At 68.6% G+C, this 22,208-nt stretch carries 20 protein-coding genes; 14 read left to right on the top strand and 6 right to left on the bottom strand.

Annotated features, from left to right (window positions below):
• Positions 1 to 62: 62 nt before the first annotated feature.
• Both AB0H84_RS32245 and AB0H84_RS32240 read left to right on the top strand, forming a co-directional pair.
• Positions 63 to 791 (top strand): AraC family transcriptional regulator, encoded by a 729-nt coding sequence (locus tag AB0H84_RS32245; RefSeq protein ID WP_357612530.1) that lies wholly within the window; start codon positions 63 to 65, stop codon positions 789 to 791.
• Positions 792 to 840: 49 nt separating this feature from the next.
• Positions 841 to 1,890 (top strand): NAD(P)/FAD-dependent oxidoreductase, encoded by a 1,050-nt coding sequence (locus AB0H84_RS32240; protein ID WP_357612527.1) that lies wholly within the window; start codon positions 841 to 843, stop codon positions 1,888 to 1,890.
• A gap of 39 nt (positions 1,891 to 1,929) precedes the next feature.
• Here the strand turns inward: AB0H84_RS32240 and AB0H84_RS32235 are convergent, their stop codons facing one another.
• Entirely contained in the window at positions 1,930 to 3,411 is a 1,482-nt protein-coding gene (locus AB0H84_RS32235) for a transposase (RefSeq protein ID WP_357612524.1), read from the bottom strand.
• Positions 3,412 to 3,432: 21 nt separating this feature from the next.
• Positions 3,433 to 4,971, bottom strand: a complete 1,539-nt coding sequence (locus AB0H84_RS32230) for a DUF4158 domain-containing protein (RefSeq protein ID WP_357612521.1) — start codon at positions 4,969 to 4,971, stop codon at positions 3,433 to 3,435.
• 246 nt (positions 4,972 to 5,217) lie between these two features.
• Here AB0H84_RS32230 and AB0H84_RS32225 point away from each other — a divergent pair, with 246 nt between their 5' ends.
• A complete protein-coding gene (locus AB0H84_RS32225) occupies positions 5,218 to 5,469 on the top strand; it encodes a GNAT family N-acetyltransferase (protein WP_357612518.1) in 252 nt (83 codons plus the stop codon).
• A 351-nt stretch (positions 5,470 to 5,820) separates the two neighbouring features.
• A complete protein-coding gene (locus AB0H84_RS32220) occupies positions 5,821 to 6,912 on the top strand; it encodes a serine hydrolase domain-containing protein (RefSeq protein WP_357612515.1) in 1,092 nt (363 codons plus the stop codon).
• Between the two features lie 488 nt (positions 6,913 to 7,400).
• Here the strand turns inward: AB0H84_RS32220 and AB0H84_RS32215 are convergent, their stop codons facing one another.
• The 3 genes from AB0H84_RS32215 to AB0H84_RS32205 form a co-directional block, all read right to left on the bottom strand.
• Positions 7,401 to 7,868, bottom strand: a complete 468-nt coding sequence (locus AB0H84_RS32215) for an NUDIX domain-containing protein (RefSeq protein WP_357612512.1) — start codon at positions 7,866 to 7,868, stop codon at positions 7,401 to 7,403.
• Positions 7,869 to 7,878: 10 nt separating this feature from the next.
• On the bottom strand, positions 7,879 to 8,253 hold the full coding sequence (locus AB0H84_RS32210; RefSeq protein ID WP_357612509.1) for a hypothetical protein: 375 nt from the start codon (positions 8,251 to 8,253) through the stop codon (positions 7,879 to 7,881).
• A 65-nt stretch (positions 8,254 to 8,318) separates the two neighbouring features.
• A complete protein-coding gene (locus tag AB0H84_RS32205) occupies positions 8,319 to 9,281 on the bottom strand; it encodes a hypothetical protein (protein WP_357612506.1) in 963 nt (320 codons plus the stop codon).
• A gap of 694 nt (positions 9,282 to 9,975) precedes the next feature.
• On the opposite strand from AB0H84_RS32205, the gene AB0H84_RS32200 reads away from it, so the two are divergent.
• Entirely contained in the window at positions 9,976 to 10,965 is a 990-nt protein-coding gene (locus AB0H84_RS32200; RefSeq protein WP_357612504.1) for a hypothetical protein, read from the top strand.
• Between the two features lie 137 nt (positions 10,966 to 11,102).
• Complete coding sequence (locus AB0H84_RS32195; RefSeq protein ID WP_357612501.1) at positions 11,103 to 11,552, top strand: hypothetical protein; 450 nt, start codon at positions 11,103 to 11,105, stop codon at positions 11,550 to 11,552.
• Between the two features lie 190 nt (positions 11,553 to 11,742).
• Here the strand turns inward: AB0H84_RS32195 and AB0H84_RS32190 are convergent, their stop codons facing one another.
• The gene (locus tag AB0H84_RS32190; protein ID WP_357612498.1) at positions 11,743 to 12,753 is read right to left on the bottom strand and encodes a LacI family DNA-binding transcriptional regulator; all 1,011 of its coding nucleotides are present in this window, start codon (positions 12,751 to 12,753) and stop codon (positions 11,743 to 11,745) included.
• Positions 12,754 to 12,934: 181 nt separating this feature from the next.
• Between AB0H84_RS32190 and AB0H84_RS32185 the strand changes: the two genes are divergently transcribed.
• The 8 genes from AB0H84_RS32185 (at position 12,935) to AB0H84_RS32150 (ending at position 22,172) form a co-directional block, all read left to right on the top strand.
• Complete coding sequence (locus AB0H84_RS32185) at positions 12,935 to 14,221, top strand: extracellular solute-binding protein (protein WP_357612495.1); 1,287 nt, start codon at positions 12,935 to 12,937, stop codon at positions 14,219 to 14,221.
• Positions 14,218 to 15,177 (top strand): sugar ABC transporter permease, encoded by a 960-nt coding sequence (locus AB0H84_RS32180; RefSeq protein WP_357612492.1) that lies wholly within the window; start codon positions 14,218 to 14,220, stop codon positions 15,175 to 15,177. Before AB0H84_RS32185 ends, AB0H84_RS32180 begins: the two co-directional genes overlap by 4 nt.
• Positions 15,174 to 16,016, top strand: coding sequence for a carbohydrate ABC transporter permease (locus tag AB0H84_RS32175; RefSeq protein WP_357612489.1), 843 nt, complete (start codon positions 15,174 to 15,176; stop codon positions 16,014 to 16,016). Before AB0H84_RS32180 ends, AB0H84_RS32175 begins: the two co-directional genes overlap by 4 nt.
• 120 nt (positions 16,017 to 16,136) lie before the next feature.
• Positions 16,137 to 16,970 carry an iron uptake transporter permease EfeU gene (gene efeU / locus AB0H84_RS32170; protein ID WP_357612486.1) on the top strand — a complete coding sequence of 278 codons (834 nt, stop codon included), beginning with the start codon at positions 16,137 to 16,139 and terminating at the stop codon, positions 16,968 to 16,970.
• Positions 16,971 to 16,981: 11 nt separating this feature from the next.
• Positions 16,982 to 18,118, top strand: coding sequence for an iron uptake system protein EfeO (gene efeO / locus AB0H84_RS32165; RefSeq protein ID WP_357612483.1), 1,137 nt, complete (start codon positions 16,982 to 16,984; stop codon positions 18,116 to 18,118).
• Between the two features lie 12 nt (positions 18,119 to 18,130).
• Positions 18,131 to 19,396, top strand: coding sequence for an iron uptake transporter deferrochelatase/peroxidase subunit (gene efeB / locus AB0H84_RS32160; protein WP_357612480.1), 1,266 nt, complete (start codon positions 18,131 to 18,133; stop codon positions 19,394 to 19,396).
• A gap of 411 nt (positions 19,397 to 19,807) precedes the next feature.
• Entirely contained in the window at positions 19,808 to 19,969 is a 162-nt protein-coding gene (locus AB0H84_RS32155; protein WP_357612477.1) for a hypothetical protein, read from the top strand.
• A 514-nt stretch (positions 19,970 to 20,483) separates the two neighbouring features.
• Complete coding sequence (locus tag AB0H84_RS32150; RefSeq protein WP_357612474.1) at positions 20,484 to 22,172, top strand: aminotransferase class V-fold PLP-dependent enzyme; 1,689 nt, start codon at positions 20,484 to 20,486, stop codon at positions 22,170 to 22,172.
• Positions 22,173 to 22,208: the final 36 nt, after the last annotated feature.

Genomic DNA, 22,208 nt, shown 5'->3' with positions numbered 1-22,208 from the left:
GGCACCAGCCCGCTACCCCGCAGGCCGCACCAGCGCTGCCGGCCATCCGCCCGGCAGCGCCGGTGACCGCCCGCGTGCGCCCGGCGGCCGACTGGCGGGGCTGGGCGGCGATCACAGCTGGCCGGCTCTACTACGGCGGCCGGATCGGCGCCACCGGCCTGCACGCCCATCACGCCGCCCAGCTCCTGATCGGCGACGGGTTCGTCCTGCGCGACGCCGACGGCAGCGAGCACGTCATGACGGCCGCGCTCATCCCGGCGAACGCGCCCCATGCGATTGTGCGCGGCGCGGCCGACGGCCTGCTGGCCCTCATCGACCCGGCCCAGGCCGGGCCCGCGCGTGCTCACCCCCACCCCTGGTCGGCGGACGGCTGGCCCATCGAGCTGGACGTTCCCGCCAGCCGGGACCTGCCCACGCTGCACACCCTGGCCGACCGGCTGACCGGTGCGGCCCCGCCACGCGCCCGCCATCCCGCGCTGACGCACGCCACCCAGGTCATCGCGGCCCTGCTGCCCGCACGCGTCCGGCTCACCGAGGTGGCCCGCGCCGTGCACCTGTCCGACAGCAGGCTGTCTCACCTGTTCACCGGCGAACTCGGGCTGCCGTTCCGGCCGTATGTGCTGTGGATGCGGCTGCGGGTGGCGCTGTCGGCGCTGGCCGGCGGCGCCTTGCTGACCGAGGCCGCGCACGCGGCCGGGTTCGCCGACGCCGCCCATCTGACCAGGGTGGTCCGCCGGATGATGGGCCAGGCCCCCTCCACCTTCACGGCTGGCGTGCGGTGGCTGACGTAGCAGGTTCGTTCAAGCCCCACCGCCACCTGCTCGGCCAGGCTTGGATCTCATGATTCTCGTGATCGGCGCCGGACAGGCCGGGCTCGCGGCAGGCCGCGCGCTACGCCTGGCCGGCCACGACGTGCTGCTGCTGGAGGCCCACCCGCGGCTGGGCGAGTCCTGGCGGCGCCGCTGGGACTCCCTGCGCCTGTTCACCCCGGCTTCCCTGAGCGCGCTGCCCGGCCTGCCCCTGCCCGGCGGCGACCGCTACCTCGGCAAGGACGAGGTGGCCGACTACCTGCAGGCGTACGCGGCCCGCTTCGAGCTGCCCATCCAGCTCGGCACCACCGTGACCGAGCTGCGCCCCGCCCCCGGCGGAGGCTTCGAGGCGGCCACCGACACCGGCGCCTACACCGGCGACGGCGTCGTGGTGGCCACCGGGCCCTTCCAGCAGCCTCGCCTCCCCGACCTGCCGCTCCCGCCCGAGATCGTCGCCCTGCACAGCGCCGACTACCGCAACCCCGCCCAGCTGCCCGACGGCCCCGTGCTGGTGGTCGGCGGCGGCAACTCCGGCGTGCAGATCGCCGCCGAGCTCGCCGCGACCCGGCCGGTCACCCTCGCCCTCGGCGCGCGGCAACCGGTCCTGCCCCAGCGCATCGCCGGCACCGACGTCTTCACCTGGCTACAGGCGTTCGGCTTGGTACGCGCGCCGGTCACCAGCCGGCTGGGCCGCCTCGTCCGCGACCGCGACCCCCTCATCGGCCTGGGCCCGCGCGGCCTGCGCCGGCTCGGGGTGCGCATCGTCGACCGCGTCACCACCACCGGCACCACGGCCAGCGGCCTGCTGCTCCGCACCGCCTCCGGCCAGACCCTCGCCCCGCGAAGTGTGATCTGGGCGACCGGCTACCGCCCCGACTACCGCTGGCTGCGCATCCCCGGCGCCCTGGCCGACGGTCTACCCCGCCACACCGGCGGGATCAGCCCGGTACCCGGCCTCACCTATGTCGGCCTGCCCTTCCAGCGTTGCCGCGGCTCGGCCCTGCTGGGCTGGGTCGGCGAAGACGCCGCACTGGTGGCCGAGACATACACCGCACAACGCACCAAGTCACGACCCAGGTGACCACGCCGACCGGCCGGCCCGGGGCCGGCCCGGCCGCCGTCAGTCCTCCCAGTCGGGCTCGTCCGGGTCGCGCAGCGCCCGCACGCCGGCGGGGCCGAGGTCGGGCAGCGCGAAGGTGTAGGTACCGATCACGTTGATGTGCCGGCGGCCGAACGGCGACAAACGGGCGACTTCCTCCTCAGCCAGCGGGTACCCCGCTTCCCGCAAACGGCCCAGGGCCTTGTCGACGTAGAAGGTGTTCCACAGCGTGACGCAGTTGAGCATCAAGCCCAAGGCGCCGAGCTGATCCTCCATGCCCTTGTAGTAGCGCTGGTAGACCTCGCCCTTACGGCCGTGGAAGATCTTCCCGGCCAGGGCGTGCCGGGATTCTTGCAGGTTGCGGATGCCCTTGATGTCACGCCGATACGGCTCCTCCACGGCGTAGGTGAGGATGTGGAGCGTCTTGAAAATGCGGCCGTAGGTGGCGATCGCGTCCCCGAGCGGGGTGGGGTTGCCGTCGCGCTGCAGCATTCTCATCACGTCGTAGGCGCGGATCCGGCCGGTGTAGATCGACACCACCACCCGCAGGATGTCGTCCCAGTGCCGTTTGACCTTGGCCAGGTCGATCTTGCCGCGGGCGAAGCGTGCCAGCGGCCCGTAGTCGGCGTCCTGGATCCGCCAGCCCTTCTGATCCGGCAGGTCGGCCAGCGCCGGCCGGTACTGCATGCCCAGCAGGTGCACGAGTCCGAAGACCACGTCGCTGTAGGAGCCGGTGTCGGTGACGATGATGTCCGGCCGCTGCCCGCCGTCGCGCCGAAACAGCACATCGATCATGTGCAGCGAGTCCCGGACGGTTCCGGTGACCACCTTCGCGCCCAGCCCCGCGCCCTGATCATTGATCATATTGAGCCAGGTCAGGCCCCTCTTGCCGCCGAAAAATTTCCGGTTGGGCCGGGTGTAGATGGACGGCACTGGCACCACGAACCGCATGCCGTCGATCGCGGCGACTAGGCCGCCGCCGAGCTGCCGGGCAAAACCGATCTTCGCCTGTTCCTCGATCAGCGGCGCGTTGGCCAGGGAGAACGTCTCGGCCGACAGGTAGTTCTGGGCCACGTGGCTGAGCCGGGCGCGCTCCAGTGCCGCGGTGCCGGCCTTGACGACCGGCGCGTAACCGATGTTCAGCGCACTCGCGGTCAGGCAGGCCGCCACAGAGACGTGGAAGTCAGCCAGCTTGCTCACCCCGCCCGCCACCGAGGTGAAGGCCGCCTCGAATCCGGGGACGCGGCCCATCACCTCCAGCAGCAGCTCGGGCAGGTCCACCCGGGGCAGCATGCCGGCCACCCGCTTGCGCAGATCCACCAGCGAGGGCGGCTCGGGCATCGCCTTCAGCCTGGCCACGTGCAGCCGCCCCTCCTCATCGACGGTGACGTCCACGCCGTCGGTGCCGAGCCGGGCGGCCACGTCACGCAACGCCAGATGCAGCACCAGCGCGTGCTCGGCCAGCAGCGTCTCCGGATGCTCCGGCAACTGCAGGTCCGTCAACGCCGGCCCCTTGGCCGCAGCTCAGTCCGCGCCGTCCAGCAGCTGGCCGCGGGGGTCCCGCCAGCGGGCCGAGGCCTCGGCGTAGACGTCGCGCCGCTTGAGGTAGCGGTGGAACTGGGTCAGCACGCACATGGTGTAGGCGTTCTTGTCCACCGTGCTGCCGTGCGATCCGGCCCGGAACACCAGCCGCTTCCACGAGCCGGTCACCAGCGCGACATCGATGTCGTCCTCGGTCACCTTCTTCTTGCGGCCGTCGAGCAGGCGGGGCAGCGTCTTCATCGCGGCCAGCACCCGCTGCGCTTCGGCGTTCGCGCCGAACTCGATCACCGTGGTCAGCGTCTTGAGAAACCCCGACACGGTGGCGATCCGCTCGGCCAGCAGCGCCCGCATCTGCCCATCGGCGTCGGCGTTTGGCGGCGGCACCATGCCGGTCACCGCGGCCACCGCCTCCTTCAGCTCCCGGCGTGGCACGATCGCGTCGATCGCCTGCCACACCTGTTCCAGCCGCAGCTCCTCGCCGTACTCGGTGACCTCCAGCAGCGTCTCCACCGCGACCGCGAGCGTGGCCGAATGCCGGGCGAGCTTGGGGTGCTGGCGGGCGCGCTCCTTGTCGGTGGCGGTCTCGGCCTTGCCGATCAGCTCGGTCGTCATCAGCAGATCTAGCAGGTCCAGGCAGTCGTCGACCGATTTGCCCTCCAGGTAGATGACCGTGGCCAGCAACGTGGTCAGCTGACGCGAGGGGCCGTGCCGGCGCAGCGTGGTCGCCGTGGCGGTCATCCCGTACCGGGCAAGATCCACCATCCGCCGGTGCGGCACTCCCGGCGGCAGCTCCATCGACCCAAGCCCGACGCTGAGAATCTCCCCGGCGCGCTCCAGCGCCTTTTCCATGTTCCGGCCCGAGGGCACCGACGGGCCCTTGCGCCAGCGCTCCAGATCCGAGGCCCGCGCCCCTTCCGGCACCTCCAGCAGCCGGGCCAGGATCGCCTGCTGCCGCGGCGACAAGATCGCATGCAGCGTTTCATGCAGCCGCTCGGTCGCCTCATCGCGCACCCGGGCAATCAGCCGGGTCAGCGTGGTCACCCCTGGCAGCAGCACCTTGTTGGTGCGCAGCCAGCTCACCCCGTCGGTGAAGATGCTCTTCTTACCGTCCCCGGTGTTCCACGCCCGCGCGTCCACCCACGCGGTGAACTCCGCCTCGACCGCCGAGAAGTCCCGCAGCCCGTACGCCTTCTTGATCTCGTCCTGGTGGTCGAACTGCGTCTGGCGCCGCTCGGTGTACTGCTTGATCTGCGAGACGTCGGCCACGCCGAGTTGGTCGGCCAGGTAGTCGATCACCTCGGCCGGGGCCTCCAGCGGGTCCGGCAGGAAACGGCCCACGAACCGGGCCGTGGTCAGTTGCAGGGCGAACCCGAGCCGGTGCTGATCGCCACGGCGGCGCCCGATCAGCTTCCGGTCCGCGTCGTCGAGGAAGAACATCTTCTCCAGCTCGGCCCGCGTCGGTGCCCCTGTGTAGCGGCCGTAGGCGGCCGCCTCATCATCGCTCAAGAACTCAACTGGCATGGGGCCCGAAAGTAGGACTCATCCACCAACGCGGACCAGGCGCAAGATCAAATTGTGATCCAGCAACCAGCTCAGGCGACCCGGTGAACCGCATGATTCCGCAGGTCAAACGTGCCGGAACGGTCACCCACGCTTACCCGAGTCTTGAGGGTCGTCTAACGCGACTTTTCGTTCGCATGCTGCTCAACCCCCGAGTCCGAGGCGCGGGACCGTACAACGTTCATCGAGCTGCTCGCCTCGCCAGAGGTGCACACCTACCTCGGCGGTCCCCGCCCGCGTGCCGAGCTTGAGCGTGAGATGCCCGAGGTGCCTGGGCGATGGCCCGGGTGTTTCGTCGTCGAGCTCGACGGGGCGATGATCGGCCAGATCCTGCTCAGGAGAGCAGCCGAGCACTCGCGCCCGGCTGCTGTGGGGAAGGCCGATCTCGGTTACCTGTTCCTGCCGAAGGCCTGGGGGCAAGGGTACGCCGCCGAGGCGTGCGGGGCGGCACTCGACTGACTCGACGGCGTCCTTCCCGGCGAGCCGGTGGTGCTCACCACCCAGAGCGCCAACGTTGGCTCGATGCGCCTCGCGGCAAAGCTGGGTTCACCGAGGTCGAGCGGTTCCAGGCCTGGGACGCCGAGCAGTGGCTCGGCCTGCGGCCCCCGGCCATGTGATGGGACTACGCGATTTTGGCTCTGACGCTTCTCTGGACGCTGTTGGTGGTCTTCACGTTGGAGGAAGGTAACATCGATTTGCCTAACGCCCTCTCATCGGGGCGCCGGTGGGGCTCGATGGTAGGGAAGACCCCACCCCAACAGGCTGGCGGGCGTGACTGATCTTGAATGATCTTCTCGCGACAGTGGAGGCATGACGAAATTGCTCGCTGCCGCTGTCGCCGGCTCCCTGATACTCGCCCCTGTCGCCCCTGCCTTCGCCACTGCCGCGACGCCCTCGCCGCAGTCCCGCCTTGACCTGCTCACCACCGAGGACGGCATGGCGGGCGCGTTGAGCCAGGTGCGGAGCCCGGGCGGCGCGACCGTGACCCGGCGCTCCGGCACTGCGGAACGGGACACCGGGCAGCCGATGATCGGCCCCGAGGGCCGGTTCAGGATCGCCAGCATGAGCAAGCCGATCATTGCCGCCACCGTGCTGCGGCTGGTCGACCAGAAGCAGATCGACCTGGATGCCATGGTGGAACGTTACCTGCCCGGGGTGCTGCGCGGCACCGGCGACGGCGCCGAGATCGACGGCCGGAAGATCACCGTCCGGATGCTGCTGCAGCAGACCAGCGGACTGCCCGAGTACGTCAAGGCGATCCCGTGGAAGGAGCCGTTCCCGGACTATCTGCAGGTTGCGCTGACGCTCAAGCCCACGATCCGTGGCTCGTTCGCCTACGCCAACACCAACTACCTGGTCGCCGGCATGATCGTGACCGCGGTGACGGGCAAGGACTTCCGCCAGGCGAGCCGTGACCTCATCCTCAGGCCGTACGGGATGCGGGACACGTACTGGCCGGCCAAGGGCGACTATGGCATCCGTGGCCCGCACGCCCACACCTACGGAGTGCACCCCGGGCATCCGCGGGACGGCGAGGTGGACCTGACCGACCAGCTGCCCACCTACGAGTTCGGACCCAGCGGCGGCCTCATCTCCACCCCCGAAGACCTCAACCGGTTCTGGCGTAAGGCCCCGCTGGACGAGATGATCGCCAGGACGGTGCCGGTCGAGCAGGCCGGCTGGCCCGCAGGCGCTCGATACGGTTACGGCGTGGCCCGGATGAAGTCGAGCTGTGGCTACGCCTATTTCCACGGCGGCGACATGCCGGGAGCCTCGGTGCTCAGCGGGCGGGACCGGGCCAGGCGTGCGGGCACCGTCTACGTCACCGGTGTCGCCGGCACCGCTGAGAAGCGGCAGCGCCTGATCGACGCCTTCATCGCCGCGATGTGCGACCGCTCATGACTTCCGTAGTAGTTCTTATTCTGTCCGTTAATGAGATCGACCTGCGCATCAGGGCTCGGATGGATCACACTGGTGACATGGGTTCCAGGTGATACGGAGCAGCCCGTCCTTACGTCGTGCCGGAGGCGTTGGAGGAACTCGCCGGGCCCATCAGGGGTGTCGTCTCACTCCCCCATCACCTCGACTGGGGACCAAAGCGTAGCTATGACCTGAAACAGCTTGCCGAGGCTCGGCTGATGTACATGCGTGTGATCCGGGAGAGCGCCACGCCTGACGACTTGCGGCGTTTCCTGAACGCCTCACTCCTACGACGCCTCTGGCCGGAGTTGGTCCTGCCTCCGCGGGTCCGCGTCCTGTGGCTGGACCGCTTCCCCGAACTGCAGCGCTAAGCCGCCTGATGGATGAGTTCCACCATCCCCTGGCCGGCATGCTTTGGCAGCGTTTGCAGATCATGGCCTTGCGCTGAGCCCCGGCACAGCCACGTCCGGTCAATCGACGTGGGGATAAGTACGCTCCAGGTAGTCATTGAGCTGCCGCCATTGCGTGGGGTGGATGTCCAGAGAGCGAAGGTCATCCGGGTCGACCCAGCGAACGTCGCTGGCTTCGTCGTTGGCCTCCGGCCGGCCGCCGATCGGGCGCGCGATCAGCATCACCTCGTACCCCTGGCGGATCTCGCCGTCGGTGTAGGCGACGATGTGACCGGGGTCGGAGTAGATCCCCAGGATGCCCACCGGCTCGACGCGGACGCCGGTCTCCTCCTCGGTCTCCCGCACGGCGCACTGGGACGGCGTCTCCCCGATCTCCATCTTGCCCATGGGCAAGGCCCACTGGCCGGTGTCCCGTCGGCGCTGCATGAGAATGCGCCCCGCGTCGTCCACTGTGACCGTGCCACAGGCCGGCACCAGGCTGTTCGCCTTCGGGGCGTCCGGGTCGGTCCAGTACTCGACTCGTCCCATGAGGCGCCTCTCAGATCTCCGCACCCGACCAGGGCGCGGCCCCGGCCCAGACACGTTCGAAGGATGACATGTAGTGGTCGGCTGTCGTCCCACCGTCAAGGCGGCGGAAATGGAAGGTGGGGTTGGCCGACGCCGGTTCTCCGTACGCATGCGGGTTGACGAGGATGTCGTCGTCGTAGCGGAACAGCGAGGCATAGAGGGTGGTGGAGGTCTCTGCGGAAAGCCGGTCTATCCGCTGCCGGTCTTGGAGTGGTCCCTGCGCTTCATACCCACGGCCGCCGGAGCCTGCCCCGCCTACGTCCGACTGGTTACGCCAGCTTCTGTCCTCGATAGCGGACCGGTCGTGTCCCGACCGAGGGTTGCCGGTCAAGACCGAGCGGTCCACATAGCCTGATCGTCCCGGACGGCGTCACATGATTGAGGCGCACCTCTACATCCTTGGGTCCAGCTCTACGACGGGTGAGGCAGTTCAGGTGTAGTCGACAGTGCTCGTTTGCGCCATGCGGTCGCGGTGACGAGCACTGCCGCGGCGAGCAGGTGCCACTGGATCCGCGGGACCGCCGTCTCCAGGCGATCATTGATCGAGAGGATGAGAGCCATCAGGAATCCTTCGAATGCGGCGAGGACGAGGAGCATGCTGGTGGCCAGTGCGGCAAGGATCCGCATCCGGTCCGTCAGCACGGTGCTCGCCGCTGCGGCCAGGGCGATGAGCACGATCAGCACCCCGTCCACCTCAGCCTTGCATGACCAGCCCCAGGGTTGCTTCCACAGCAACTCCGTGGACTGCGTGTAGGCCGACCATCCGAAGGAGATGGGGTCGCCGTTCAAGAGAGACAGTCGGCCGACCGTCCACGCGGACGCCGCCATGGCCAACCCCCAGAGGACAGCTGCTGACCGTGCCCGACGAAGGGGTGAACGTGCGGTCAGGAGCAGCGCGATGACGGCCACCACATAACAAGCCATCGCCGGCCAGGGCTCAGCGAAGGGAAGGAGCTGGCCGGCCCCGGGATCGCGGGCCTCAGGCGTAAAGAAGACGGAGAACAGCCGGAGCACGATGACGATGCAGATTGCCGTGACTCCCAGGGTCGTGGTCCGGCGCGAGGCGGTCAGCAGGAGGCCGGCCAGTACGGCGGGCAGCAGGAGTTCGGCCCATGACAGCAGTTGCCCCCATGGGCCGACCGTCAGGAGGAAGGGGCCGGCTCCGGTGACTCCATTGCAGACTCCGATGGTCAGCTCGGCTGCACTGATCTTGGACGTCTTCAGGATGACCGGCGCGGAGGCGGCCAGGACCGCCCCGACGCGGAAGACGCTGATGTGGAGGCGCGTCTCCGCACGTGGTGCCTGCGCCACGGATTCTCCGTTTGCGTACTTGGGGGTAGGCCGACGCGGGCGACGATAACGCACCAAGGGCATGCTGCCGCAACAAGCGCGAAAGTTGCACCGGCTGACGTACCGTCGCCAACCGCGGCCAGGCCGACTTCGACAAGGCAATTCGTCAAAGCCCGTCCCGCTCAGATCCTCCGGCACCCGAAGCCCTGCTGGGGGCGGCCTCGAACACGCCGAACGCCATCAGGTCGCTGCTCGCGAAAATAGCCGTCGGCGGCCATGGGGACCACCTCCTTGGCACAAGTGAAGGCCTTGTCACAGTGTCAAGGTCAAGCGAGGCCACGTTACTCCCGGGTACCGCCAACGGCTGTCCGTAGGCTCCTCAACCCCGGATGCAGTCGGTCGTTGACCGGCGAGCGCATCAGCGTCGCCAGGGCCGGGGAGGCTGAGCATTCTTTCGGCAACTTCGCGACCTGGACGTGCTCGGTGCCCGGCCCTCCAGAACGGAACCGAAGTCTGCCGATCGTCCAACCTCAACCCAAGATCTTTCGGCAACTCGGCGGACCCGTACATCGCAGATGCATAGGTACATCGCGGCCGATCTTGTACGTGAATCAGCGCGCGCTTACTGACGTACCGGTTGCAGATGAAGCTGTCGGTGTCCGCGTGTTGTTGTCGATGCTCGTGTCGGTGTTCAGCTTGAGTTGTCGGATTCCGCCTTCGGCTGCCGGTTCCCGTCGCCCTCATGGCGGCTTCGCGAGAAATGGTCGATCATGGGGCGATGGCGGGAAATAGGTTGCTCAGGCTCACTCCAGTCTTCGGAGCCGCTGTCGTCGGCATCTACCTGATCGGCTACGGGCAGATGCGGTTCGTCACTGTTCCGACCGTGTTCCTCCCGGGCGAGGACGACACCGAGTTCCTGAACATCGTCACGGAGGTCGTGGCGGGACCTACCGCGTTCGCCTGCGTGTTCTTCACGCTGTCGGCGCTCGCCTTCTGGCGCCTGGCCGCGGCTCGGCCCACCGCCCGCGTGCTGCTCGTGGCGGGCCTGCTGACGCCGCCCTACCTGCTCGGCCTGTATCTCGTGGGCGACGCCAATCCGGCGCACCGCCTGATGTGGCTCGAACCCGATGCCTACACAGGCCGTGAGGTCCGCCCCGAGGAGTTCGACCTCGACTGGAGCCCTCCCACACTCACCGCGGTCCTGGCAGCGGCGGCGATCGCACAGATCTGGGGCGTGCTGCGGCTGGCCCGCGGTCTGGGGGTCACCCCCTCGCCGCACGTGGCCCGCCTGCTGTTCCTGCAGCCGGTCTGGTATACCGCCTACCTCGCGGTGTGCTCGTTCGATATCTGGTTCACCTCGGTCACGGCACGTCCCGCGACTCCGGACGAAGTGGCCTGGGGCGGCATGCCGGAGGGCCTGGTACATGACGCGTGGAGCATGCTCCCCGTTGTCGCGATCACCATGGCGGTCATGAGCGCCGCGATTGTTGCCATGGGCGTGGCGGCGCGCCGCGGCAGCGCGCGATTGCGGGTGCTTACGGCTATGGTGACCCCGTTCAACATGCTGGGGCTGACGATTCTCGCAACTGCGGGCCCCCTGGGGCCAATCGGGCCGTACCCGGAGGTGGCGGCCGAGATCCGGCCCCTCTGGCACGTCCCCTTGCTCACCGCGCTCGCCGGCGGCGCCATGGTCTCCTACCTGTACGTGATGAGGCGTTCCGCGACGAGCACGCAGAGCCTCTCGGCCCCGGTAGGCGGATCCCACTAATCCGGGCGTTCGAGCCCATCATTGGCAAAAAGACCTGAACAACGTCAGCCCATCCCCGGAAGGACGCCCCCCTGTCTGGTCCGGGAATCCTGGTCCGGTCTGAGAACCAACTCACAAAATTGATCATCACACCACGCATGAGGTCATTTCGACGAGCGAGCGCGTGGCTGGCCGCGTTCGTCATCGGCTTGCCCGCGCTGGGCTTGGTCGCGGTGATCGTGGCGTTGCGGGGGCGGTCGTGGGTGCTGTTCTCGGTGCTGTACCTGGTGCTGTTCGTGCTGGCCTACCTCGCAGGCCTGATCCTGCTCGCCCTGCTGCGCTTCCGGCCGGACTGGCTGCGCGCGCTGGTGGCGGCCGTGGCCGTGTACGCGATCGTGTCGGTCACGCCGTTGGTCGGCACGATGAGCCATTATCCGTACCACGTGATCAGGTGCGGCGGCCTGCCCGTCGTCGCCACCGGCTTCGCGGCCGCCATGAGCTACAACGTCCCCGGGGACGAGGACTACGCGGTGACGCCGTTCGACGGGACGTTCTTCTGCACGGAGAAGGAGGCCAAGGCCGCCGACTACCAGCACTATGACTTCTGACCCGGATCCTCGGGCCCGGCAACGTTCGGAGAAAATTGCGATGTTGTCCCGCAACCGGTGGGGCATCTGGCCTGAGTCTCAAGCGAATCGCCACGTCAGAGGAGGGCCGAGCGGCAGCGAGGACCGCTCGGGGCGGGCTCCAGCAGGCCAAGCCGGTAACAGGGCAACGGGAGGGTGAGCCCCGCCCCACCTACTCGTACCGGGCCGTGCTGTCCCGGACGATCAGTTCTGTGGCCAGTTCCACGCGCTTCGTCTCCGGCGCCTCTCCCCGCCCCATCGCCAGCACCGTACGCGTGGCCAGCGCCGCCATCTCCTGCAGCGGCTGGCGTACCGTCGTCAAGGGTGGCCAGGCCGACTTCGACAGAGGGAGGTCGTCGAAGCCCACCACGCTCAGGTCCTCCGGCACGCGAAGCCCCCGCTGGCGGGCGGCCTCGAACACGCCGAACGCCATCAGGTCGCTGCCCGCGAAGATGGCCGTCGGGGGCTGGTCCAGCGAGAGGAGCGCGTGGCCCTCGTCGTGGCCGGACTCCACCAGGAACGTGCCGCGCCGGATCAGCTCGGGCTCGATCGGCACCCCCGCCGTCTCCAGGGCCGCGCGGTAGCCGTCCACCCTGGCCTGGCTGCAGAGCATGTCGGTCGGGCCGCTGATCATGCCGATCCGGCGGTGGCCGAGCTCCAGCAGGTGGCGGGTGGCGGCCAGGCCGCCGTTCCAGTTGGTGGCACCCACCGAGACGACGCCCGGGGCGGGCTCGCCCTCCGGGTCCACCACCGCGAACGGCAGCGAGCGCGCGCTGAGCTGCGCCTGGATGCCGGTGGACAGGCGGGAGGCGACGATGACCACGCCGTCGGTCCTGCGGGCGGCCAGGCGTTCGAGCCAGTCGCGGCCCGGACCCGCATGGGTGTGCAGGACGGAGATGACCACGCTGGCCCCGGCCTCGTGGGCCGCGCCCTCCGCGCCACGCACGATCTCCATGGCCCACGGCGACTCGATCTCGGCGAACACCAGGTCGACCAGGCCCGCCGGGGTGTCGTCCTGGCTGATGCGCCGCTGGTAACCGTGCTCCTGCAGGAGTCGTTCGACTCGATGGCGGGTCGCCGGAGCGACCTCTGGACGTCCGTTGATGACCTTGGACACCGTCGGGATGGAGACTCCGGCCTCTTCCGCGATCAGTGCGATCGTCACCCGCCGCTTTCCTGACACGTTCGGGAGTTTAGCCGAAAGTTTCGGTTTGGGATCGCTCCCACTCGAGGTGTTGACGCTTTGCGCGCCACTTACCTACGATCCAGGCAGCGAAATTATCGGGGGAGTTGCGAAACTTTCTTCCGGCGAAGCTCACACCTGTGAACGAGCGCCGGGCCGCTTCTGAGGAAGGGACCCCGGAATGAAACGCAGTCTGGCGTTGATCGCGACCGCAGTGCTCTTAGCCGGCTGCGGCAGTGGCGGCGACAAGGGAGGCAGTTCGGCCCCTCAGCAGGGCGGCTCCCCGGCCAAGGTCACGCTCGAATGGTGGCACCTGTCGACCGCCGAGCCGCTCAAGTCGCTGTGGGCGCAGCGGGCCAAGGAGTACATGGCCAAGCATCCCAACGTCACCATCAAGGCCACGGTCCTGGAGAACGACGCGTACAAGGCCAAGCTCACCACGATCACGCAGTCGGGCAAGGCGCCCGACATCTTCGCGACCTGGGGTGGCGGCGTGCTCAAGCAGCAGATCGAGGCGGGGCTGGTCAAGGACATCTCCGCCGACGTCGCCGGCGTCCTGCCCACCTTCACGCCGGCGGCGCTGAGCGCGTACCAGTTCGACGGCAAGACGTACGGGCTGCCGACCGACATCGGCATGGTCGGCTTCTGGTACAACAAGAAACTTTTCGCCAAGGCGGGCATCACCCAGCCGCCCGCCACGTGGTCGGCGTATCTCGAGGACGTCAAGAAGCTCAAGGCGGCGGGCATCACGCCGATCGCGCTGGCCGGCAAGGAGAAGTGGCCCGGCCACTACTACTGGGCCTACCTCGCCATGCGCATCGCCGGCCTGGACGCGCTCAAGCAGGCGGCGACCGACCACGACTTCACCAAGCCCGACTTCATCGCCGCCGGACAGCAGGTCAAGGCGCTGGCGGACCTGCAGCCGTTCCAGAAGGGCTTCCTCGGTGCGGCGTACTCCACCCCCGACGGCCAGTCCGCCACGGTCTCGAACGGCAAGGCCGCCATGGAGCTGATGGGCCAGTGGGCGCCCGCCGTGCAGAAGGACAACGGCAAGGGACTCGGTGCCGACCTCGGCTTCTTCCCCTTCCCCGCGGTCGAGGGCGGCAAGGGCTCGATCAATGACGCGTTCGGCGGTGGCGGCGGCCTGGCCGTGGGCGCGGACGCCCCCGCGGAGGCCGTGGACTTCGTCAGGTTCATGACCGAGATGGGCAACCACTCCAAGGCCGTGGAGGCCGGCGGCGTGCTGCCGGTGCTCAAGGGCGAGGAGAGCGCGGTCAAGGACCCCAACCTCAAGCAGGTGGCGACCCTGCTCGCCTCGGCCGGCGGCTACCAGCTCTACCTGGACCAGGCCTACCCGCCCGCCGTCGGCCAGCAGGTCAACGACAGCGTGGCCGAGCTCATCGCCGGTACGAAGACGCCGGAGGAAGTGGGCAAGGCCATCACCGAAGTGGCCAAGAGCGAAGGATGACGACACTCATCACAGGGCCGGAGGCGATCAAGCTTCCGGCCCCCGCCCCTGCTGCCAGGGGGCGCGGCCGCTGGGTGACCATCGCCCTGTTCCTGCTGCCCGCCCTGGTCCTCTTCCTGCTCCTGGTCGTCGCGCCCATCCTGGTGGCGTTCTACGCCAGCGCGTTCAGGTGGAACGGGTTCGGCGGCCTGCCGACCAACTTCATCGGGCTGGACAACTTCACCCGGCTGTTCAAGACCGAGATCTTCGCCCAGGACCTGTGGCACCTGCTGGTCCTCGTGCTCTTCTCGGTCGTCGTCCAGCTGCCGTTCTCACTGGCCATCGCGATGCTGCTGAACCAGCGCATCCGGGGGCGGGCGCTCTACCGGGTGGTGTTCTTCGCGCCGTACGTGCTCTCCGAGGTCATCACCGGCGTGCTGTTCTCGCTGATCCTCTCGCCCGGGTCGGGCCTGGCGAACCACATCCTGTCGGTGTTCGGGATCGAGTCGGAGTGGCTGGCCGACCCCGCCACCGTGATGCCGTCCCTGTTCCTCGTCATGACGTGGAAATATTTCGGCTTCCACATGATGATCTATCTCGCCGGGCGGCAGAACATCCCGAACGAGCTGATCGAGGCGGCCCAGATCGACGGCGCCACGAGCTGGAAGACGTTCAGGCACATCACGCTGCCACTGCTCGGGCCGACGATCCGGATCAGCGTCTTCCTGTCCGTCATCTACACCATCCAGCTCTTCGACCTGGTCTGGATCCTCACCCAAGGCGGACCTTCGCACTCCTCCGAGACGATGGCCGTCACCATGATGGACTGGGGCTTCAAGCGCTCCCAGGTCGGCTACGCCAGCGCCATCAGCGTCGTGATGTTCCTGCTCAGCCTCGTCTTCGCGCTCGTCTACCAGCGTCTCGTGATGCGCCGCGACCTGGCGGGCGCGACCACCTCGATGGGAGGCCGCCGATGATGCGCCGCAAGAAGTCCACGCCGCGGCGGAACACCCTGCCGCTGCACGTGGTCGCGTGGATCGTCGGCGCGTTCGTCATCGTCCCGGTGATCTACGCGGTGATCGGCGGGTTCAAGCCCACGAACGAGCTCTCGCAGAACCCGCTCGGGCTGCCGAGAACGTGGATGACGGCCAACTACACCGACGTGCTCGGCTCGCACTCGTTCTGGCTGCAGCTGTGGAACAGCACGTTCATCGCGGTGCTGACGACCGTGCTGACCGTGGGGGTGTCGGCGCTGGCGGGGTTCGTCTTCGCCAGGTTCGCCTTCCGCGGCAGGGAGCTGTTCTTCACGTTGTTCACGGCCGGGCTGATGTTCCCGTTCGCGGTGGCCATCCTGCCGATCTTCGTGCTGCTGCGCTCGTTCGGCCTGCTGGGCAACCCGTTCGGCGTGATCCTCACGCAGGCGGCCTTCGGCCTGCCACTGACGATCATCATTCTGCGCGGCTTCTTCCGCAGCATCCCGGGCGAGGTCGAGGAGGCGGCCATCATCGACGGATGCAGCCCGTTCGGGTTCTTCTGGCGGATCCTGCTGCCGATGGCCAGGCCCGCCATCGCCACCGTCTCGGTCCTCGCGCTCGTGGGCAGCTGGAACCAGTTCATGCTGCCGCTCGTGGTCTTCAACGAGGAGTCGAGCTGGACACTGCCGCTGGGCATCCAGCAGTTCCAGGGCCAGTACGCCTCCGACACGGCCCGCATCCTGGCCTACCTCGTCCTGGCCATGCTGCCCGCACTCGGGTTCTACGCCGTCGCCGAACGTCACCTGGTCGGTGGCCTCACCGCGGGTGCGACGAAGGGATGACCGCGCCTGTGACGTGATACCCCGCACACTGTCGCTTCCAGCTCTTGCGCTAGGTATGCTTCGCCTGCCCTAATTTAGGTAAGGCTTAGCTCAGCAAATCATCAGCTACCGGGAGTGACGGTGTTCGCCAGTTACCTCATCGGACTGCGCGAAGGTCTCGAGGCGACACTCGTCGTCTCGGTCCTGGTCGCATTCCTCGTCAAAAGCGACCGGAAGGACAAGCTCCCGCAGGTCTGGACGGGAGTGGGTGCGGCCGTCGCGCTGTCCGTGGGGTTCGGGGCGCTGCTGACGTTCACCGCCGCGAACCTCGGACACACCGGACAGGAGCTGTTCGACGCCATCACCTCGCTGCTCGCCGTCGTGTTCGTCACCTGGATGATCTTCTGGATGCGGCGGGCGGCCCGCGCGCTCTCCGGTGAGCTGCGCGGCAAGCTCTCCGAGGCGCTGGAGATGGGCTCGTTCGCGGTCATCGTGATGGCCTTCCTCGCCGTCGCCCGCGAGGGGCTGGAGACGGCCATCCTCTTCTTCGCCTCCGTGCAGGGCGCCACCGCCTCGCCGGACCCGCTGAAGGGCATCAGCCTGGGGCTGCTCACCTCCGTACTCCTCGGCTGGGGTCTCTACCGCAGCGCCGTGAAGATCAACCTCACCAGGTTCTTCACCTGGACGGGGCTGCTGCTGATCCTGGTGGCCGCGGGCATCTTCAAGTACGGGGTGCACGACCTCCAGGAGGCGAACCTCCTGCCGGGCCTGAGCACGTACGCCTTCGACATCAGCTCCGTCCTGCCCCCCACGTCCTGGTACGGCGCGCTGCTGTCAGGCATGCTGAACATCACGCCGCAGCCCAGCGTCGCCGAGGTCATCGCCTGGGTCTGCTACCTCGTGCCGACACTCTTCTTCTTCCTGCGCGACTCGCGAGTGAAGACCACGCCGACGCCCGCCTCCTCCGCGGCCTGAACAGGAGCATCATGCGTACCGCAATCCGCCTGTCCTTCGGCGCGCTCGCCCTCACGACAATGACCGCCTGCGGGTCCGGAGGGAGCGGCGCCGCCGCCCCCTCCGGATCGGCCGCGCCCGGGAAGGTCACCGTGGCGGCGTCCGACACCGAGTGCAAGGTCGCCGCCTCCGAGGTGAGCGCGGGCACCACGACGTTCGCGATCACGAACGGCGGCAGCAAGGTGACCGAGTTCTACGTGTACGCCCCCGGCGACCGGGTCATGGCCGAGCTCGAGAACATCGTGCCCGGACTGACCAGGGAGCTCATCGCCGAGCTGCCGGCGGGCGCGTACGAGACGGTGTGCAAGCCCGGCATGATCGGCAAGGGCATCCGCAACGCGCTCAAAGTGACCGGCGAGCACAAGGCGCTCAACGCGGACGCCAAGCTCGCCGAGGCCGTCGCCGGCTACAAGCGGTACATCAAGTCGCAGAGCGACACGCTGCTGGTCAAGACGCAGGAGTTCGTGGACGCGGTCAAGGCGGAGAAGGTCGACAAGGCCAAGGAGCTGTACCCGGTCGCGCGGACGTACTGGGAGCGCATCGAGCCGGTGGCGGAGATCTTCGGCGACCTCGACCCGGCCATCGACGCCCGCGAGGCGGACCTGGCCGGCGGCGAGGAGTGGACCGGCTTCCACAAGATCGAGAAGGATCTGTGGATCAAGAAGGACGTCAGCAAGGACGGCCCGATCGCCGACAAGCTGATCGCCGACGTCAAGACGATCGTGGACAAGGCGAACGCCGCCCAGCTGACCCCCCTGAACCTCGCCAACGGCGCCAAGGGGCTGCTCGACGAGGTGGCCACCGGGAAGATCACCGGCGAGGAGGACATCTGGTCGCACACCGACCTGTGGGACTTCGACGCCAACCTCGAGGGCTCCAAGGCGGCGGTGCAGGCGCTCCGGCCGGTGCTGGAGGAGCGGGCTCCCGACCTGGTCGAGACGCTGGACCAGAAGTTCGCCGCGGCCGAGGCGGCGCTCGACGCGCACCAGAAGGGCGACGGCTGGAAGCTGCACAACGAGCTGTCCAAGGCCGAGCTGAAGACCCTGTCGGACGCGATCAACGCGCTGGCCGAGCCGATCAGCAAGATCGCTCCGGCCATCGCGAAGTAGGGGGTGGCGGCGATGAGCTCTTCACGTGGCGCGCGGATGAGCCGTAGGGGGCTGTTCGGGCTGGGCGCGGCGGGCGCCGCGGTGGTCGGGGCCGGGGTCGTGGGTGCGAACACGCTGCTCGACGAGGCCCCGGTCGCGCACGCCGCCTCGATCTCCGACCCCTTCCCCTTCTACGGCGAGCACCAGGCGGGCATCGTCACGCCCGCGCAGGACCGGCTGCACTTCGTGGCGTTCGACGTCATCACGAAGAACCGGGCCGAACTGGTCGAACTGCTGCAGGAGTGGACGGCCGCCGCGGCGCGGCTGACGCAGGGCAAGGAGGCGGGGTCGTTCGGGGCGGTGGGCGGCGCGCCCGAGGCCGCGCCGGACGACACGGGCGAGGCGCTCGGGCTGCCGGCCTCCGGGCTGACGCTGACGATCGGGTTCGGGGCGTCGCTGTTCGACGAGCGGTTCGGGCTGGCGGGCAAGCGTCCCGCGGCCCTCGCCGACCTGCCGAAGTTCCCGGGAGAGCAGCTCATTCCCGAAATTTCCGGCGGGGACATCTGCGTGCAGGCCTGCGCCCACGACCCCCAGGTCGCCGTGCACGCCATCCGCAACCTGGCCAGGATCGGCTTCGGCAAGGTGTCCGTACGCTGGTCGCAGCTCGGTTTCGGCCGTACGTCGTCCACGTCCCGGGCCCAGGCGACCCCCCGGAACCTGATGGGCTTCAAGGACGGCACCAACAACCTCAAGCTCGAGGACGCCGACCTGCTCCGCGACCAGCTGTGGGCCTCCGCGCAGGACGGCAGCGCCTGGATGGCGGGCGGCACGTACATGGTGACCAGGAAGATCCGCATGGCGATCGAGACCTGGGACCGCACGTCGCTCGCCGAGCAGGAGCAGATCTTCGGACGGAACAAGGGCGAGGGCGCCCCGCTGGGCAAGCAGGCGGAGTTCGACGCGGTGGACTTCGCGGCCAAGGGCGCGGACGGGCAACCGCACATCAAGGCCAACGCCCACGTGCGGCTGGCGCACCCGACCTCCAACGGCAACGCGCACCTGCTCCGCCGCGGCTACAACTTCGTGGACGGCTCGGACGGGCTCGGCCGCCTGGACGCCGGGCTCTTCTTCATCGCCTACCAGCGGGATCCACGCAAGCAGTTCGTGCCCGTCCAGATGAACCTGGCCAAGAACGACTCGCTCAACGAGTACATCAAGCATGTATCGAGCGGCTTGTTCGCCTGCCCGCCCGGAGTCCGCGACGCGGGAGACTACTGGGGCCGCTCACTCTTCGAGTAGGTCACGCCACTGCACCCACCCGTTGCCTGGTTACCGGCTGGGCCTGCCGGCCCCCGCCCCGAGCGGTCCTCGCCACCGCTCGGGCGCCTTCCGGCGCGCAAGGTCTTCGCCAAGGGGCGCTTCGCGCACGGGAGCTCAGGCGCCGCCTGCGCATGCAGTTTGACCGCCTCACCTTCGCGGGGCACGGGAATCCGGCATGAGCCTGGAGGAGATCGCCGGGCGGTTGGGGGTCTCGCCGGGTCGAATCTCGCAAACGAGGAAGGGACCAGCCGCTCACGCGCCGGAAGGGCCTGCCTCACCAGCCCCGCGCGTGCTGGTGCAGCGGGCATTGCCGACCGAGCCTGCGGTACGGGGCTCCAAGTCCCTGTTCCTGGCGGAGGGGAACGGCAAGGGCCCAAGGCCGATCGCCGGATGCTCTACGTCGGCCCGGAGCCGGCCGGCGAGTGGATCGTCCAAGTGCTCCGCGCCGGCTACTCGACCGAGGACACACCCGTCCACGTTCTCGAGCCGATTTGCGCTGCCGACCGGCACATCTTCCCCATCGGCCAGGTCTCGGGTTCCGACGAATTCTGACCAGCCGCTGAGGCGTGCCGGCGGACCAGCGGGGCACGCAGCGCAGCCCGCTGCCCGGCGTGCTCTTCGAACGGAGCTGTTCGATGGCAGTGCGTTCGCGGGTTCCGGCGGCACACGGCGGGCGACGGGGGAATGGAACGGTGACATCACCCCCAAGTGACGACTTACTGTGCCATGGTTGCTACATCCAGTGGCATCGAGCGGAAGCGGGGACAGTCCAGTGCCCTTCGATGACATCGACAGGATGCGCAAGCGCCAGCGGGATTATGAGCACCAGCAGATGGTCCGGAGGACAACCGAAAGGTCTGATAGGGGTCACACGCCCACTGCATGGGAGGACATGGGCCCATTTGGGGTCATCGTCTCCATCATCGGCATCATCGCTCTCTTGGTCATCATGGCCAGCCATCGGTAAGCGCCGGCCACCATAGGTTCTCGTTGTCCACGACCCGTTCGGCGACCGGCGCGGCCAGCGCCCTGTTGCCTGATCCGGTGGGCGGGGGATCCTGGATGAATGCCGATAAAACGATCCATCCCCGCCTTACCCACCTCGCCGCTGCTGGAGCGCATCCGGGAGGGCGTCATCGGCGACGACGAGGTGTTGCAGGGCCCGTACGGGCTGCGCCGCATCATCTACGCCGACTACACCGCCTCCGGCAGGTCGCTCGGCTTCATCGAGGACTTCATCCGCGGCCACGTCCTGCCGCGCTACGCCAACACGCACACCGAGAGCTCCGGGACCGGGCTGCAGACCAGCCGATTACGAGAGGAGGCCCGGCGCGCCGTTCACGACGCCGTCGGCGGGGGCCCGGACGATGTGGTGATCTTCTGTGGTTCGGGCGCGACCTCGGCGATCAACAAGCTCGTCGGCATCCTGGAGCTGCGTGTCCCCGGCCGGTACGCGCCGGTGCTCCCCGAGGAGGAACGGCCGGTGGTGTTCGTCGGTCCCTACGAGCACCACTCCAACGAGCTGCCCTGGCGCGAGTCCATCGCCGACACCGTCGCCATCGGCGAGGACCGCTACGGCCAGATCGACTGCGACGACCTGCGTGCCCAGCTGGCCCGCCACGCCGACCGGCCGCTGCTGATCGGCAGCTTCTCGGCCGCTTCGAACGTGACCGGCATCCTGTCCGACACCGACCGCATCGCGGCGCTGCTCCACGAGCACGGCGCGCTGTCGTTCTGGGACTACGCGGCGGCCGGGCCGTACGTGCCGATCCGGATGGCCGCCCGCGCGCCCGGGGCGAACGACCACAAGGATGCGATCTTCCTGTCGCCGCACAAGTTCGTCGGCGGGCCGCAGACGCCCGGTGTCCTGGTGGTGAAGCGCGAACTGGTCCGCAACCGGGTGCCCACCGCGCCGGGCGGCGGCACCGTGCTGTTCGTGGATCCCACCGGGCACCGTTACCTCGACGACGTGATCGCCCGTGAGGAGGGCGGCACACCGGCCATCGTGGAGTCGATCCGCGCCGGGCTGGTCTTCCGGCTCAAGCAGGCCATCGGCACCGACCTCATCCAGGCCCGTGAGGAACGCTTCTGGCAGCGGGCTTTGCGGCGGTGGGAGAGCAATCCGAACATCGAGATCCTCGGCGACCGGCACTCTCGCCGGCTGTCGATCGTGTCGGTCCGCATCCGGTCCGGAGAGCTGTTCCTGCACCACAACTACGTGGTGGCGGTGCTGAACGACCTGTTCGGCATCCAGGCGCGCGGCGGCTGCTCCTGCGCCGGCCCCTACGGTCACCGCCTGCTGGCCATCGACGCCGCGCACTCGCGGGCCTTCGAGGAGGAGATCGGGCATGGCTGCCAGGGCATCAAACCGGGCTGGGTACGCATCAACTTCAACTACTTCATCTCCGACGCCGTCTGCGACTACCTCATCGAAGCCGTCGAACTGGTCGCCCTGCACGGCAACCGGCTGTTGCCCGATTACCGCTTCGACCCCCGCACCGGGCTGTGGCGGCACCACCGCGGCTCCGCCGAGCCACCCCTGCACCTGTCCGACCTGCGCTTCGACGACCTCGGCGCGGAGCCCGTCGCCCACGTCCGCGCCGGCGAGGACGCCCTGCCCGGCTACCTGGAGGAGGCCCGGACCATCCTGGCGGCCCGCTCCGACGAGATCGACCTGCGCCCGCCCGACCTGCCGGACGACTTCGAGCGGCTGCGCTGGTTTCCGCTGCCGGCCGACTGCCTGATCGCGAGCTGACCCGTACGCGTGCCGCTGGTCAGAGACGCCTGCTGA

It is taken from the genome of Nonomuraea sp. NPDC050786 (genome assembly GCF_040654115.1).
Lineage (GTDB): Bacteria > Actinomycetota > Actinomycetes > Streptosporangiales > Streptosporangiaceae > Nonomuraea.
This window is presented reverse-complemented; position numbering and strand designations above follow the sequence as displayed.

Coding starts and splice junctions, on each gene's coding strand:
- AB0H84_RS32220 (WP_357612515.1), top strand. CDS start 5,821: ATGACGAAATTGCTCGCTGCCGCTGTCGCCGGCTCCCTGATACTCGCC.
- AB0H84_RS32195 (WP_357612501.1), top strand. CDS start 11,103: ATGAGGTCATTTCGACGAGCGAGCGCGTGGCTGGCCGCGTTCGTCATC.
- AB0H84_RS32175 (WP_357612489.1), top strand. CDS start 15,174: ATGATGCGCCGCAAGAAGTCCACGCCGCGGCGGAACACCCTGCCGCTG.
- AB0H84_RS32240 (WP_357612527.1), top strand. CDS start 841: ATGATTCTCGTGATCGGCGCCGGACAGGCCGGGCTCGCGGCAGGCCGC.
- AB0H84_RS32200 (WP_357612504.1), top strand. CDS start 9,976: ATGGCGGGAAATAGGTTGCTCAGGCTCACTCCAGTCTTCGGAGCCGCT.
- efeO (WP_357612483.1), top strand. CDS start 16,982: ATGCGTACCGCAATCCGCCTGTCCTTCGGCGCGCTCGCCCTCACGACA.
- AB0H84_RS32215 (WP_357612512.1), bottom strand. CDS start 7,868: ATGGGACGAGTCGAGTACTGGACCGACCCGGACGCCCCGAAGGCGAAC.
- AB0H84_RS32230 (WP_357612521.1), bottom strand. CDS start 4,971: ATGCCAGTTGAGTTCTTGAGCGATGATGAGGCGGCCGCCTACGGCCGC.
- AB0H84_RS32155 (WP_357612477.1), top strand. CDS start 19,808: ATGCTCTACGTCGGCCCGGAGCCGGCCGGCGAGTGGATCGTCCAAGTG.
- AB0H84_RS32205 (WP_357612506.1), bottom strand. CDS start 9,281: ATGCCCTTGGTGCGTTATCGTCGCCCGCGTCGGCCTACCCCCAAGTAC.
- AB0H84_RS32185 (WP_357612495.1), top strand. CDS start 12,935: ATGAAACGCAGTCTGGCGTTGATCGCGACCGCAGTGCTCTTAGCCGGC.
- efeB (WP_357612480.1), top strand. CDS start 18,131: ATGAGCTCTTCACGTGGCGCGCGGATGAGCCGTAGGGGGCTGTTCGGG.
- AB0H84_RS32180 (WP_357612492.1), top strand. CDS start 14,218: ATGACGACACTCATCACAGGGCCGGAGGCGATCAAGCTTCCGGCCCCC.
- AB0H84_RS32150 (WP_357612474.1), top strand. CDS start 20,484: ATGCCGATAAAACGATCCATCCCCGCCTTACCCACCTCGCCGCTGCTG.